Source organism: Bernardetia sp. Wsw4-3y2, assembly GCF_037126295.1.
In the GTDB taxonomy this organism is placed as follows: Bacteria; Bacteroidota; Bacteroidia; order Cytophagales; family Bernardetiaceae; genus Bernardetia.
This window is the reverse complement of sequence record NZ_CP147017.1, coordinates 1427389-1443098: the sequence shown is the minus strand read 5'-3', so window position 1 is coordinate 1443098 and position 15710 is coordinate 1427389. Positions and strand designations below refer to the sequence as shown.

The following is a 15710-nucleotide window of genomic DNA, read 5'->3' as shown; positions in this document are numbered from 1 at the left end:
ATTGTGAAATGATTTATATTCATTATAAAGCCATCTTCCAAAACTACTCACTAGACTAATTTTTTTATGAAACTCAAAAAACTAATTCTTTTACAGCTAACTCTTTTCTTAGGTCTGGCAATCATGGTTGCTTGTGAACGTAACGAAGAATGTGCTTTAAGTGCTGCACCGAAAGTTAAAAAAGATTCAAAAAAAATAGAAGTTTCTCATTATTCAGTTACTTCCACTACTCCAATTATTAAATAGCATTCAAACGCTACTAATCAGTTATTTAATTCTATATCCCCTTTTTAGTTATTAAAGAAATTTGATTTTGTAGCGTTTTGATTTTACTACAGCCTTATTCCGATTCTGTATTTTTAGATACAAGTCAGAATAAGGTTTTTTTATGCAACTTCATGTGTAGTATTTATTTTATTGTAATATTTTTTTGCCTAATTTGAGGGTCAATTATAAATAAACCTAGAACAAAATGATAGCTAAAACTTTTGGAGCATCCGTAGTTGGTGTAGAAGCAAATATTATAACAATAGAAGTAAATGTAATCAAAGGAACAAAAATAGTAATTGTTGGTCTTGCTGATAGTGCTGTCAAGGAAAGCGAACAGCGTGTAGAATCTGCTGTTAAGCAATTAGGTTTTCGTATTCCTCGTCAGAAAGTAGTTGTTAATCTTGCGCCTGCTGATGTTAGAAAAGAAGGTTCGGCTTATGATTTGCCAATTGCGTTAGGTCTTTTAGTTGCTTCTGACCAAATTACTGCTCCTAACTTTGATAAATATATTGTGTTGGGAGAACTTGCTCTTGATGGAAAATTGCGTCCTATTCGTGGCGTTCTCTCTATTGCAATTGAAGCTAGAAAGCAGGGTTTCAAAGGATTTGTTTTGCCTAAAGAAAATGCAAAAGAGGCAGCTATCGTAAATAACCTAGATATTATTCCTGTCGAAACATTAGAAGAAGCCGTCGGTTTTTTTGAAGACGAACTAAATATAGAACCATTAAAAATAGATACAAGAGAAATTTTTGCTCAACAAAAGAATGAGTACGAAGCTGATTTTGCAGACGTACAAGGACAAGAGAATATAAAACGTGCTTTAGAAATTGCAGCAGCAGGAGGACATAACGTAATTATGATTGGACCACCAGGTGCAGGAAAAACAATGCTTGCCAAACGCTTATCTTCTATTTTACCTCCTCTTACTTTATATGAAGCCTTAGAAACAACCAAAATTCATTCTGTTTCTGGACATTTAGGAGAAAATGCTGCCTTAGTAGCTACTCGTCCCTACCGTTCGCCTCATCATACAATTAGTGATGTTGCTTTGGTGGGTGGTGGTGGAAATCCTCAACCAGGAGAAATTTCACTTGCTCATAATGGCGTTTTGTTTTTAGATGAATTGCCTGAGTACAAACGCAGCGTTTTGGAAGTATTGCGTCAGCCTTTAGAAGATAGAAAAGTTATTATCTCAAGAGCTAAAGTCTCTGTAGAATTTCCTTGTAACTTCATGCTTATTGCCAGTATGAATCCGTGTCCATGTGGATATTATAATCATCCAGAAAAAGAATGTGTCTGTGGAACAGGCATTGTGCATCGATATTTGAACAAAATTAGTGGTCCTTTATTAGATAGAATTGATTTACATGTGGAGGTAACACCTGTTTCTTTTGATGAAATGACTGCAAATAGAAAGTCCGAAAGTAGTGAAGAAATACGAAATCGTGTTATCAAGGCAAGAAAAGTACAAGAAGAACGCTTTAAAATGATAGATTCTGTACATTCAAATGCTATGATGCCCTCTCAAATGGTAAAAAAGATTTGTAAGATAGATGAAACTAGCAAAATTCTTTTAAAAAATGCAATGGAAAGATTAGGACTTTCAGCAAGAGCTTATGATAGGATTTTGAAAGTAGCTAGAACAATTGCAGACCTTCAAGAGAGTCAAAATATACAGACTGCACACATTGCAGAGGCGATTCAGTTCAGAAGTTTAGATAGAAGTGACTGGGTTTCCTAATTTATAAAGTAAGTTTATAGGTGTTTTATGATTGTATTAAGTAAAGATTAAATCTAAAAAAACAACTGACCGTTGGTCAGTGTTTAAACTGTACGTGTAAAATTCAAAAAAGTTTGCATAAAAAGGACTTTTTTTTGAGTAATTTTTTAGTGTGTATGTAAGAATAAAGTGAAGATTGCAGTTTCAGAATAAAGTATAAATTACATTGGTTATATAGAGACCAGATTCTGCAAAAAGGTTTAAATACAGAATTTATTTTGGTAAAAAGGCTATTTTACTTTAGTGTCAAAAAGACAATACCCTGAAAAACAATTAGTTAGAATTTGGATAAGTGAATGATAAGGTCTTACCTTTGCACTCTTTCACCATCAAATCTAAATATGAGATATGTCAAAATAGTTACTTTATCAATTTTTGTTTTATTCATTACATCGTTTAATTCGTCTTATAACTCACCAGTCCTTCAACCGACTACTAGTTTTGAAGAAGATGAAAATGAAGAAATCACAGAGGATGAGATAAGCACCCATTACACATGGGATAGTCTTGTTACTCGCATCAAAAGTAGAGAAGGACTAATGTTAGAGCCTTATAATTGTGCAGCAGGTTATCTTACCATCGGCTATGGTCATTTGATCACCGAAAAAGATAGCGTACTTTTAGGAGGCATTACCGAGCAGCAAGCAGATTCTTTATTACGTAAAGATTTGAATTACTCTAAAAAATGGGTAAAAAGAAATCTAAAACTTAAAGGAACAAAATTAATAGCAATTACTAATTTTTGCTTTGCTTTCGGAACTTCCAAACTTTATCGTAGTACGTTGTATAAAAAAATACAAAATAAGGAAAAGATAAACGAGGAAATTTTGCGTTGGGTCAATATTAATGGTTCGCCAAACTCCAACTTGCAAGAAGAGCGTGAATTTGAATTATGGCTATATACAGCTAATGATAAGAAAACAAATTCAAATCAAAGTTTGAGTCAGAATAATATTTTGAAATCTGAAAGTCAGATGAATTAAATAATTCAAACTCAAAAATGCTCCACTAAAAACACACATTACTTCCAAAACCTATTCACTTTTTCACTATCCCATTTGATAGTTTAAAATAGGTTCTAATAATTTTAAAAGCCATTTATCACAAAGTTAGATACTTTAGTATAGATGGCTTTTTTGTGCTTTTCAGTAACTCAAATAATAATTTACAACCCACCAAAAATTATTATTGAGTAATTTGTTGCCCAATGAACTAATGCGATAATCTATCCCTATTTCTAATTTGTTTTTGGTTTTAAGCACATATCCAAGAAAAGGAATTAATCTGATTTCATTACTCCACTTTTTATTTTGTAGAGAAATGAGATACTCATTATTTAGCTTAAAATAAAACTCTTTTGAGTTAAGTTTATTTCCTTTTAAAGGCTTATCAAAGCCAAATCTGTAACGCCACCTAAACTCTACTTTTTGATTGGGTCTAAAAGTTTGATCAGTAGAAAAACGGTGTGCTAGGCTTAATGAATTATATTTTTTTGATATAATAAATTGTTGAAATAAACGATTGTGCTGTTCATTATTTCTAAATCTACTCAAATAACCTAGCGAAAAAGAAGTATTCAAGCCAAGTTTTCTATTAACTAGAATAGAAATATCAGTTAAAGTATATTTAAATTCTTTTTGAAAAGAAATGGAGTCAGAAAAGTATCCATTATAAGCAGAAAAACGAGATTGTGTATTTAAACTAACTTTGTATTTTGGATTTATTTTTTTTGTTAGAGTAAAAGAAGGAAGAATTCCGATTTTATAAGTAGATTGAGCTAAGGTGAAATTAACAAAACTAAAAAACAGCATTAAGATTAAAAACTTATTTATTATTGTCATTTTTTTAGTATTCTAAATGATCAGTATTTCTAAAATCAAATTGTTGTTCTTTTTCAATCTCTCCCTTTTCTGAGAATAGGTATTCATAGAATAAACTTTGAGCATTTTTTTTGCCTTTTAATACAATCTCATATTTGATAATTAGATTTTCTGTATTTTTTTTTAGCTTAAGTAACTCGGTTGAGTTTCCACTATATTGAATCTGAATTTTTTTGATTTTAAATTTTTCAAAATCAGTAGTCATTTTTTTGCAAATAGCATTTTGGATAGATAAAGGTATTTGTTGCCATTTTATTACTACTTCTATATCTTCTATATTTCCCAAAGTATCAAACTCTATACTGTACTTTTTTCCTTTTGATTTTGTCTTAGCTTCATATGTTTTTTTGTTAAAATCTTGTTCGACAAACCATTTTATTTTTGAAGAAAAATATAAAGAATCTACAAATTTTTGAGCAGGCAAAGGAGCATTCTCTTTTTTTATTCGTTTCTCTATTTCTATTTTAGATTGTGAATAGGAATGAAAAGGTAATAGAAGTAAAATAATCAGAACTGCTTTTTTTGTCATATTAATATTTTTAAATTGCACTCACTGGTTTTTCTATTTTTTCAATAATAGGTTTCTGATTTTGAATACCTTGATGTTGATTAATAATTCTTTGCATACGTTTCTGACGATACCATGTATCAAATTGCTTATAAACATAAGCTGTTAATGACATTGCACCAAAGAAAATAGCGACTGTAGTATTAAAAAATAATAAACTAGTGATGATAATAAAAAGGAAGAACAAAACGCCCATATTTCTAAGAAAACTCATATACGAAATCACAGGTTTTACTTCTTTTATAAGGTCAGCAGCTTGTAAGACGAGTTGAGAAATTTTACGATTTAAGACTAATAAACGCTTATCTAACAGTGTATTATGAGGTGATTGTAGTTTAAGTATATAAACTTCCTCTTCTTTATCGTTGTAAGAACGGGCAAGACGTACAGTATTATCAATCTGTTCGGCTGTTTTACTGAATTTTAATCGTGCTGCAATTACCATCAAGAAAAACAAAGCACATAAAACAGTTTGAAACATTATCAGAACTAGTAAATGTTCTGGGTCAGTGCTAAAGATATGATATTCTTCAAGTCTTTTAAATTCAAAGACAATCAAATCAAGCATAAATTCAACAATATTATACCCAAAACGACGCATACTAACATAGTTAAGTCTATCAGTATCAGAGGCAATAATCGTTAGAAAACCTGAAAAAGTAAGCGCACCAAACATAACACTTTCCAAAATATAGGCTTCTACTCGGTTCATGAGATTTCTAACTTCCCCTTCTATTTCCAAAATTTCTGTATCATTTGTATCTATGGGATTGTTGTCTACTTCATTTATTCTACTAGCATGTAAATCAGCTTCTAAAAGTTCTGACAAATTTTCCTTTCTACGACTAGCAGCACTAATGAGAGCCTGTACAGGACGAAATTCTGAATCAGGTACACTAAAATGAGAAATAAAGTATATCCAAATACCATATATAAATAATGAAATTGCACCTACAAAACCAATTAAATTAGCTCTATATCCATCAAAAACTATTTCATCGAAGGAAGCTGAAATAACCATATAGGTAAACGTAACTACAAAAAAGAAACGTAAGAGCATAGAGAAAGAAGAGCCTACAATCTCATAATTCCGTCTTTTATAAAGCAGTTCCCAAAATTGTTTCCAGATAAGTTCAATAGAGTCTGGAATAGAATATTGTGAATCATTATTAACACGAAATACGTATTCCCTCCAAAAAACAAAGCCTAATGTAAAAGCAACAATTACTAATTGTAAAGAGAAAAAGAAAATAAGATGTGAGCCTTTTACACTTTCTCCAAAAAGTAAACGATAGCTACCCAAAGAAATCCAACGAAGCAGATAGTCAAAAGTCAAGACTTTAAGTGATAAATCAACAATATGAATTTTGTCTTCTTGTGTTTGATTATTTATCAAATTATGGGGAGTAGAGATGGGCATTTTTTATAAGAATAATATAGGACTAAAATTATAATCTATTTTTTATTATAGTCTAGCTACAAAGTAAATACCGAGAGTTAATAATCAAACCTATAACAGTATTTTTTTCGTCAAATGAATTAATTTACTAGATTAAATAAATTCATATTTAGATTAAGGTTAATCAATTCTACATAAACACACAAAAAAAGCCTTCTACTTTTAAAGTAAAAGGCTTTCAATTTTTTTGAAATTCTATATTTTAGTTATCGCTATCAGCACGAATCATTGCACAACGGAAACCGATGTGAGAAGTAGAAGAATCTTCTTCAATATAACGACGAGTACCTGGAGATAACCAGTAAGCTACATCTTTCCAAGAACCACCTTTATAAACACGTACGTGATTATTAATAAGTGTTTCAAAGTTGGCAAAATCATAATCCTCAGATTTGTCTAAGAAGTCATTACGACGAATAGGGTTTAAGTCTGCGTTTGGCTCTCCACCAAAATCTTCAAATGAACCTGGACGGTAAATATCCCAAACCCATTCGTTTACGTTTCCTGCCATGTTATAAAGACCAAAGTCGTTTGGTGGATACGAATAAATCCAAGTAGTAATCATTGCACCATCATTCAATGCACCTGCAATACCTGCATAATCACCACGACCACGTTTGAAGTTAGCCAAAAATTGTCCCATTTGCTTTCCATAAGGATTACGAAGTGAGTGACCATCCCAAGGATAAAGACGAGCATAATCTTGTGCTTCATCTAAATATTGTGTTCCAATTAAGCCTTTAGCTGCATATTCCCATTCTGCCTCAGTAGGAAGACGGTAACCTGGTAAAACTACACCAGACTCTAATGGAATACGTTCACCATTTTTAGCTAATTCTTTTACATCTTTTTTGCCACTCTTCATAGCTAAGCCATTATTTACCATACTTGTACGCCAAAGTGAATAATCACTTGCTTGTTTCCAAGAAACACCCACAACTGGGAAGTAACGGAAACCTGGGTAACGTAAATAATGATCAACATAAGGATCGTTATAAGCTAATTCAGCAGACCAAACAGTTGTGTCAGGTAATGACTCTTCATAAGCTTGTTGAGAAGAATCTTGTAATAGATAGTGCATATACTCTAACCAGTGAATATTTGCAATTTCTGTTTCGTCCATATAAAAGGACTTAATAGTAACTGTATTCTCAATGTTATCAGAAGCAGTCATTTCTACATTCTCTTCGAAAGAACCCAAAATATGACGACCACCTTCAATAAACACGAGGTTAGGACCAGCAGGCTGTCCCTTAAATTTTTCTACTTTAAAGCCACCCTCTTCACCATTTGGTTTTTTCTTACCAAAGGCTACTCCTGTAGCTGTACTTTTTTTACCTGGGTCGGTACTTGTTGGTGGTTTTTTGTTACAACCTCCTAGCATTAATCCTAAAGCTAGGATAAATAATGCGCTGAACTGAAAACTCAATTTTGCCATAATGCGTGATATTATAATCTTTTTTTAATTGTATTGAATTTCTATAAAACCTTTTTCTGAAGCAGATTCAATAAAAAACAATAAATTGCTTAGTATTAGTATTTTCTAAATTGTTTTGGGAAAAGGATTATTAAAAAATAGCTACTTTCTTATAAACTAATTTTTGTAACCTAATTTTAACTTTCGTCATAATCTTGCAAATTTCAAGCAAGATTTTACTAAAACCTACTAAAACACTATGATAAAAGTTTAAAATAGTTTTTGAAAAGCTTTATTAGTAGAAGCTACAAATATACACAAAAACCATTTATATAATTTCCCTTACATCAATAATGCTTAAAATGCCATTTTATTGTGCTTATCAGACAAATTTATTCACAAATTTTAGAAAAAAAAGTTGAAATAAGAAATTCAAATCGTGATTTGAGAAACTAATTCTATTTTTAAGAAATTACAAATCATAAAATTCATATAAAAAAAGCTAATAGTAAAACTATCTTTGTAAATTTGTGTTACTACTTTTGCTTTTTGCTTATAATTCTATCAATTATTTACAAAAATATTTTACCTCATTTTCCTAAAATGAACCACTCAAACTACTTTTTTATAAAGTTACTTTTCATAACTTGTTTTTTAGGTTGCAGCCTATTTCCGTTTTCAGTTTTAAAGGCACAAGTACAAGATTCTATTCAGGTTGGAAATGTTATTCAAGACCCTTTACTTGAAATTGAAAATGTTGCCACTATTTCTGAGTTAGATATTGAAGATACACTTTCTTTGGCAGAAGTCTATGAAGTGATTTTTCAATATCATCCACTTATTCAGAAAGCAAAACTAATTCCTGCACTTGCTATGCAAGATATTAGAAAAGCAAGAGGTATGTTTGACCCAACTCTAATGGGTGAATGGACAGAAAAACAATACAAAGAAACTCAGTATTACCAAAAAATACATGCTGAAATAAAAGTACCTACTATTTTGGGTTTTGATTTGAAGGCTGGATATGAAAATAATTCGGGTAAATATTTGAGCAATGAATCAACTGTTCCCTCAGAAGGACTTTTTTATGCAGGAATTGAACTTCCCTTGCTTCGAAACCTAATTTTTGATGAGCGAAGAGCAACACTACGAAAAGCACAAGTTTTTGCAGAAATGGCTCAAGCCGATCAGCAAAAAGAAATCAATAAATTGTTTTTTAGTGTCGCAAAAGCCTATTGGGAATGGTATGCAGCGTATGAGAGTTTGAAGGTAGCAGAAGAGGGAATTGAAGTAGCTGAGTTTCGATTTGAAGGTGTCAAGGATGCTTTTGAGTACGGAAAATATCGTGCTATTGATACTACAGAAGCGTTAATGGAACTTCAAAAACGAAAAGTAGAACGACTGCAAGCTCTTGTAGATTTTGAAAAAACTCGCCTTGCTCTTTCGGGTAATATTTGGTCAGAAGAGGGAGAAGCACTATTTATAAAACCTACAATTGCACCTTCAAATATGGGAAGTCAGATAGAAAAGTTTGACCTTCAAAATATGTTGGCTATGGCTGCCGAATTTCATCCTGAATTATTGAAGCAAACTTTCAAACTCAATACACTTAAAATAGACAGAAAGTTATATCAATTTTCTTTGCTGCCCCAATTAGATTTATCGTATAAACCTATTCTTTATCCACGGAAAGCCGATAATTTGGCTCTTACAGAGGATTATAAATTTGGTCTGAAACTCTATGCCCCTTTATTTTTAAGGAAAGAAAGAGCTAGTTTTGCTATGGCAAAAATAAAGATTCGTCAGCAAGAGTTAGATTTGAATTTTACACAAAGGGATATTCAGATTGGTGTCGAACAGGCTTATATTCAAGTTAATCGTTTGGCACAAATGGTCGAATTACAAAAACGAAATGTTCAAAATTCCCTAATCATGCGTGATGGAGAACAAACACTTTTTCAGTTAGGAAGTAGCACTGTTTTTTTGATAAATTATAGAGAGCGTTATTATCTTGATGCCAAATTAAAGCTCATTCAATTAGAAATGAAATATGCAAAAGCAAAAGCAGAACTACTTTGGAATAGTGGGCAGAATGAATTTGTAGATTTGAGAAATCAAGATTAAAATCCACCTTTCTTCCTTTTGAATTTGCGTTTTTCTTTACGTTCTAGCTTTTTGAGTTCTCGTTTGCTCATGGCTGCTAAATCATCTAACCTTTTCTTGTGTTGGATGGCTTCTTCTAATGAAATATCTTCTTCTAAAGTATGAATTGTTCCTTTGGTTTGGATAGCAATATCCCAATATTCTGGGCGAATAGCATCAATTTCTTCTGTTCTGGCAATCAAAATATGAACAGGTATTTCAGATTCTGTAAGTTCTTCTAAAAGTTGTATATCACGCACACTCGCCATATTATCAGCAATCAAAACTAATGATTTTGCTTTTGGATAGTTTTTTTGTGCATAAATCAAGGCTTCAATGTCATTTTCAGGAAAATCGCCTCCTGTTCCTGCTGCTTTTGATTCTTCCATCATTTGCAAGGCTTCGTCAGTATTTCCTGTTTTGGTAGCATAAATTCCTCCTGTACTTCCTATTTTTTTTTCTTTATTAGGTGTATCATCGCCATCATTAAAAAAGACAAAATTTTGGATAGAAGAAGTATCACTTTGGGAATTTTTTTGATTGTGCCATAATAAAACAGGTGTCGCAAAGTGATACATACTTGCTGTCCAATCACAGACAACCACAACATCTTTCCAATCTTGACGGTCAAAAACTTGATAGGTAGAATTAGGTTTTGGTTTGCCTTCTTTTATAAAAGTAGCTTCTTCAGATTCATTATTATAAGCAAAGGTTGGAACTGGAATTTCAGGATTTGGAGTATTAGGAATGTTGGGAGTTTCAGGAACATCTTCTTTTTTGTTTTTTTGTTCCTCTTTCATTTTGTAGTAAACAACAAAACCGTGATATAATTCTTTTGCCTGTGAAGCTGTATTGACAACATGAGCCACAAACTCCCACTCAACATTAGTTTTAAACAATTGAGGAGCTGTTTTTTCAAGTTCTTCCAAACGAGCCAAATTAAGTTTTCGCTGTTGAATTTCTTGAAAATTATTTGTTTTTGGATACTTTGAATAGACAAGCTCTACACGATAAACCTCCACCTCATTAAGTAATTTTGAATGTGATGTATTGGTTACTGCAATTTTTCCAAAAGAAGTTGGGAATAAAAAAGTTCCTTCTACAGAAGTTGCTGGGTCATATTCTTGTGTTTCTCGTGTTTCTGCTTTCCCCATAATAAGACTTGCAGATTGGGCAAAAAGAGAAAGTGAGGTAAAAGCGAAAAGGAAAAAGAAAATTATTTTTTTCATAGATGAATATATAAACAGAACCTATCTTGCGTTTTTTTAGAAACCCTTAAGGTCTTAATAATAAGAGGAGTTTTATTTTAAAACGTCTTTATTTGCTATTCCTTATTAATAGAATAGAAATTTTAAAGTAATTATTTACAAAAATAAGCTATTCGAATGGTAAAAGACATAGTTAAAATAGAAAATCCTGCACATTTAATAGATTATAGAAAAAAAAGTACGTAATTCGTTAATTAGAAATCTAATCTTTAAACTCTATTTATGATTACTCGCTCTACTCTTCTTCATCTTCGCATTCCATTTTCTATTTTTTTGATGCCTGTTTTTTGTTTTGCAGCTAGTCAAGCTGTTCATTTAACGTGGCAAATGTATCTTATTGTGTTTGTGATTCTTCATATTTTTGTTTACCCTGCCAGTAATGGATTTAATAGTTTTTACGATAAAGATGAAGGAAGTATTGGAGGCTTGAAAAACCCACCTAAAGTAAATCAAGACTTGCTCACTACCTCACTTATTTTTGATATAATCGGACTTTTTTTTAGCTTCGTTTTTGTGAATTGGCAGTTTGCTTTACTTGTTTTTATTTATGGATTGATGTCTAAGGCATATAGCCATCCAAGTATTAGACTGAAAAAATATGCAATTGGTGGGTGGCTGACTGTCGGAATTTTTCAAGGTGCATGTACGTATTTGATGTGTGTACTTGCTTTTGAGAAGGATTTTTCAATGTCTTCTGATACTGCTTTTAATGGCTTTGAAATGTTTTTTCAAGAAAGACATCTTTTTGCTGCTGCTCTGATTTCTGTTTTGCTTTTGGGTTCGTATCCAATGACACAGATTTATCAGCATGAAGAAGATGCAAAACGAGGCGACAAAACAATTAGTTTGCTTTTAGGCATTCGTGGGACATTTATTTTTACTATTTTATTTTTTGGAATAGCAACCGTAGGTTTTTATTTTTATTTTTCTATGTATCAATATGAATTTTACTTTTGGCTTTTTCAGGCTTTCTTAGCTCCTGTGTTGCTTTATTTTGTTTATTGGACTTTTCTTTCGTGGAAAGACACTGAACAAGCTAATTTTCAAAGAACAATGCTTTTGAATGTTTTGTCGTCGTTAAGTATGATTGCTTATTTTACGGTTATTACTTTGATGGGATAAAATCATAAATAAATGCAATTTAAATATCTTGTGTGTTTCTAAAATTAGTTTTATACAATACCAATTTCTCTAGAATGTAACATGGCTTTTTCACTTTTGATAAAATAACACGTCTTTACATTCAGATTTTCCATATTCTGAAGAATTTTTTGTGTACTACTTTTTTGTTTCTTTTCAGTCTGACGAATATAAATTGCTTTTATACTTTGAGGAAAAGTCTTACAAATTTCCTCATAAATAGTAGGGTCTGCTTGAGAATCATCTCCTAAAAGAACAAAGCGAAGATGTGGATAAAACTCTATAATATCTTTTATTTTATCAAATTTATGATGATGTCCTCCTCTTCCTGTAAAAAGAAAATCTGAAAGATTAGTTTTGATGCTTTTTAGCTTAATGACAGCTTTAGGTAAATTTTGAATTTGGGTAAAACGTTCAATAAAATTATATAAATTCCACTCACTACTAGAAACATAAAAAAAAGTATTTGTTTCTCCTTTTTCTTGGTTGGCTTTACTAAGCAACTCATAATGTGATGTTACATCTTCAAATACTTTTCGGTCATTTACATTTCTCCATAACAAAACATATAATTTTTTTAATAAATTATTGGTATGAGAAATCAAAAAAGTATCATCAATGTCTGAAATAAAAGCTAACTTTCCATCATAAGGATGCAAAATTTCAGTAGTTCTTTTTATGCTTTTGCCTTCATGATTTAATTCTACTTCTATTTTATTCCAACCATTTTTAAAATGGTCATCAGAAAAATGGTTTAAAGGAATAGAAAAACGAAAATATCCATCTTTGAGCGTTTTGCTATGTATTTTTTTGTTATTATAATGAAGATACACATCTGCATTCGAAATGGTTTTTCTTCTGAAAGTACGAAGAACAGAATAAGCATGTTTGAATTTTGTTTTTTCACTCAACGGAACAGGCGATTTTTTGAAAACATGTCCAAAAACAACCAATAACTTGTCACTGGCATAGCCTCTATATAATTTTATATCAGCTTTTAGATTATCTTTTCTTATAATATTTGAACTCATAGAAGTTTTTTTAATTAATTTCTTTTCTGACATAACAAGCAAATCAAAATCTAGTTTGATATAAACAACTAAAACTCACATAAACCCATGAAAAATAAAAACGATAATTTCATTTTTTTAGTCATAAACCCTCTAGCAGGAGGAACAGATAAGAAAAATGAAAAGTATATAATAAAAGAATATATAGAAAACAAAGGATATAATTTTGTCTATTATGAAACAACAGGAAATAAAGAAGAACCTTCTGATGAGACAGAAATAAAAAAACTATATACTAAGTACAAACCTAAAAAAGTAGTAATTGGAGGAGGAGATGGAACAATCAAATTCGTTTTTGAAACACTTTTTAAAGAAGACATTATTTTTGGGATTTTACCAATGGGTTCTGCCAATGGATTAGCCAAGGATTTGGATTTGCCCAACGACTTAGAAACCTGTTTAGAAATTGCTCTACAAGATAATTTTAAAGAGGTGGATAGCATTTCAATCAACAAGATGAAGAGTTTTCATTTGAGCGATTTGGGACTCAATGCTGAACTTATTAAAAACTATCACGATAGCAAAATACATGGAAAACTAGGTTATTTTTTACAAATGTTTCCTACCATTTTAGAAAACAAAGACCCTTTCAATGCTACTATTTCTACTCCAGATACACAAATTGAAACGCAAGCAAAAGTAATTTTGATAGCCAATTCAAGTAAATATGGAACAGGTGTAGTTGTAAATCCACTAGGGAAAGTAGATGATGATGTCTTTGAAATTGTTATTTTTAGAAGTTTAGAACTGTCTCTTATATTGAAAATATTATTTGGTAATCTGCCTTTAGAAGATGATGCTATCGAAATTATAAGAACAAAAAAAGCACTTATTCAAACAGATTATCCAATTAGCTTTCAAATTGATGGGGAGTTTTGTGGAGAAGTAAAACAATTAGATATAGAGATGGAAAAACAGAAAATTAAAATTGCTACACCTAAATTAAATTCTACTCCACGTAAGTAGTCAGAAAAAATAAAAGACTAATTAGCAAGTGATTTGTAGTATGAAATACAAGGTGAGTATACTAAAAAATACTTCTTTTTATTATTATGAATAATTAAAATACAGTAATATATTATCCTGTAATTATCATAGTAATCCTAAAACCAATAACTCAGCGAAGCCAAATCACTCGCTAATTATTCTAATTATTCATTTTTTTAAGTCACAACTATTCACTAAACTCATTTTTAACTGACTTTTTGACATATTTTTTGAATAACAATTCAATTCTTTACGTATCTTTGAAGCATATTTGCAATTGTGTTATTATTATTTTACATAATTGATATTTTTTCAATAAGAAATAGTTTTTTCCTGCTAAAAACACGTAAACCTTGACTATGATAGATGTTCAGCCCATAAAATTACGTTTCGGAATTATTGGTCATTCTCCTTTGCTCAATCATGCCATAAAAGTCGCTGCACAAGTTGCCAATACAGATATGAGCGTTTTGATTACAGGCGAAAGTGGAACAGGAAAGGAGTCGTTTTCTAAAATCATTCATCAACTCAGTACACGCAAACATTCTACTTTTATTGCCATTAACTGTGGAGCAATTCCCGAAGGAACAATCAATTCTGAACTTTTTGGACACGAAAAAGGCTCTTTTACAGGGGCAGCAGGAACACGAAAAGGATATTTTGAAGAAGCTGACGGAGGAACAATTTTTTTAGATGAAATTGGAGAAATGCCTCTTGATACACAAGCAATGCTTTTGAGAGTTTTAGAAAATGGAGAGTTTATAAAAGTGGGTTCTTCAAAACCTCAAAAGACAGATGTTAGGGTGGTGGCAGCCACAAATGTACGCTTGGTTCAGGCTGTTGAAGAAGGAAAATTTAGAGAAGATTTATATTATCGTCTCAATACTGTTCCAATTTTTGTTCCTCCTCTAAGAGATAGAGAAGATGATGTGGAGCTTCTTTTTCGCAAGTTTGCAGGTGATTTTTCAGAGCGTTATCGTAGCAAACCAATTATTTTGGATGAAGATGCCAAACAAATTTTGCTTTCTTATCCCTTTCCTGGAAATGTTCGTCAGCTCAAAAATTTGGTAGAACAAATGTCTGTTTTAGAAGGTGATAATAGGAATATTGATGCAGAAATATTGAAAAATTATTTGCCAAAAAATGCTCCAAGAGCAAATACACTTCCAGCACTTTCGGGAAGTGAGCAAGCAAAAGATAACTTTTCAGAGCGAGATTTATTGTATAAAATATTGTTTGATATGCGTAGAGATGTGACCGAACTCAAACAACTCGTTTTGAATATTTTGGAAGGACAAGGAAGTGCAGGAATGTTGCAAAAATACGAACATCTTTTCGATGATGTAGCTAAGAATGGTGAACCTTATGCCGATAAAAATTCTAATTTGCCTTTGTATCTCAATCCGTCCAATCCAAATTCTGCTAATTATAATCATGTTGAAGATGAACAAGATGATGCTGCCATAGAATATGCTAAAGAAGTAGAAGATGACAACGAACCAGAGAAAGAACCAGAAGAGGAAACACTTTCTTTAGAGAAAAAAGAAAAAGAAATGATTATTAAGGCATTAGATAAAAATAATAATCGTAGAAAATATGCAGCACAAGATTTAGGAATTTCGGAGCGTACTTTATATAGAAAAATAAAACAATACGAACTGGATAAATAAACAATAGTTAATTGTGAGTTATTAATGGTTAATTGAATTTCTAGACTGAAATAAAATAG

General features: G+C 31.3%; 13 protein-coding genes. 7 read left to right on the top strand and 6 right to left on the bottom strand.

Translation table 11 applies throughout. The features are described 5' to 3' along the window. The first annotated feature begins 66 nt into the window (after positions 1 to 66). The 3 genes from V9L05_RS05720 (at position 67) to V9L05_RS05710 (ending at position 3033) form a co-directional block, all read left to right on the top strand. On the top strand, positions 67 to 246 hold the full coding sequence (locus V9L05_RS05720) for a hypothetical protein (protein ID WP_338814731.1): 180 nt from the start codon (positions 67 to 69) through the stop codon (positions 244 to 246). Positions 247 to 472: 226 nt separating this feature from the next. Then, positions 473 to 2011: a YifB family Mg chelatase-like AAA ATPase gene (locus V9L05_RS05715; RefSeq protein WP_338814730.1), complete on the top strand. Its 1539-nt coding sequence runs from the start codon at positions 473 to 475 to the stop codon at positions 2009 to 2011. A gap of 380 nt (positions 2012 to 2391) precedes the next feature. Next, positions 2392 to 3033, top strand: coding sequence for a lysozyme (locus tag V9L05_RS05710; protein ID WP_338789868.1), 642 nt, complete (start codon positions 2392 to 2394; stop codon positions 3031 to 3033). A 162-nt stretch (positions 3034 to 3195) separates the two neighbouring features. Here the strand turns inward: V9L05_RS05710 and V9L05_RS05705 are convergent, their stop codons facing one another. The 4 genes from V9L05_RS05705 to gldJ all read right to left on the bottom strand — a co-directional run bounded on the left by V9L05_RS05705 (position 3196) and on the right by gldJ (position 7395). Beyond that, positions 3196 to 3891 carry a DUF2490 domain-containing protein gene (locus V9L05_RS05705; RefSeq protein ID WP_338814729.1) on the bottom strand — a complete coding sequence of 232 codons (696 nt, stop codon included), beginning with the start codon at positions 3889 to 3891 and terminating at the stop codon, positions 3196 to 3198. Positions 3892 to 3895: 4 nt separating this feature from the next. Beyond that, on the bottom strand, positions 3896 to 4459 hold the full coding sequence (locus tag V9L05_RS05700) for a hypothetical protein (RefSeq protein WP_338814728.1): 564 nt from the start codon (positions 4457 to 4459) through the stop codon (positions 3896 to 3898). 10 nt (positions 4460 to 4469) lie between these two features. Further along, positions 4470 to 5918: a hypothetical protein gene (locus V9L05_RS05695; RefSeq protein WP_338814727.1), complete on the bottom strand. Its 1449-nt coding sequence runs from the start codon at positions 5916 to 5918 to the stop codon at positions 4470 to 4472. A 241-nt stretch (positions 5919 to 6159) separates the two neighbouring features. After that, the gene (gene gldJ / locus V9L05_RS05690) at positions 6160 to 7395 is read right to left on the bottom strand and encodes a gliding motility lipoprotein GldJ (RefSeq protein WP_338789872.1); all 1236 of its coding nucleotides are present in this window, start codon (positions 7393 to 7395) and stop codon (positions 6160 to 6162) included. A 582-nt stretch (positions 7396 to 7977) separates the two neighbouring features. Here gldJ and V9L05_RS05685 point away from each other — a divergent pair. Next, positions 7978 to 9498: a TolC family protein gene (locus V9L05_RS05685; protein WP_338814726.1), complete on the top strand. Its 1521-nt coding sequence runs from the start codon at positions 7978 to 7980 to the stop codon at positions 9496 to 9498. On the opposite strand, the gene V9L05_RS05680 is transcribed toward V9L05_RS05685, so the two are convergent. Further along, a complete protein-coding gene (locus V9L05_RS05680; RefSeq protein ID WP_338814725.1) occupies positions 9495 to 10745 on the bottom strand; it encodes a hypothetical protein in 1251 nt (416 codons plus the stop codon). The genes V9L05_RS05685 and V9L05_RS05680 overlap by 4 nt on opposite strands. A 261-nt stretch (positions 10746 to 11006) precedes the next feature. Here V9L05_RS05680 and V9L05_RS05675 point away from each other — a divergent pair, with 261 nt between their 5' ends. Further along, on the top strand, positions 11007 to 11906 hold the full coding sequence (locus tag V9L05_RS05675) for a UbiA family prenyltransferase (protein WP_338814723.1): 900 nt from the start codon (positions 11007 to 11009) through the stop codon (positions 11904 to 11906). Between the two features lie 50 nt (positions 11907 to 11956). Here the strand turns inward: V9L05_RS05675 and V9L05_RS05670 are convergent, their stop codons facing one another. Beyond that, positions 11957 to 12955, bottom strand: a complete 999-nt coding sequence (locus V9L05_RS05670; RefSeq protein ID WP_338789878.1) for an App1 family protein — start codon at positions 12953 to 12955, stop codon at positions 11957 to 11959. A gap of 87 nt (positions 12956 to 13042) precedes the next feature. Between V9L05_RS05670 and V9L05_RS05665 the strand changes: the two genes are divergently transcribed. Beyond that, positions 13043 to 13960 (top strand): diacylglycerol kinase family protein, encoded by a 918-nt coding sequence (locus V9L05_RS05665; RefSeq protein WP_338814722.1) that lies wholly within the window; start codon positions 13043 to 13045, stop codon positions 13958 to 13960. A 380-nt stretch (positions 13961 to 14340) separates the two neighbouring features. Beyond that, positions 14341 to 15651: a sigma-54 dependent transcriptional regulator gene (locus V9L05_RS05660; RefSeq protein ID WP_338814721.1), complete on the top strand. Its 1311-nt coding sequence runs from the start codon at positions 14341 to 14343 to the stop codon at positions 15649 to 15651. Positions 15652 to 15710 lie beyond the last annotated feature (59 nt).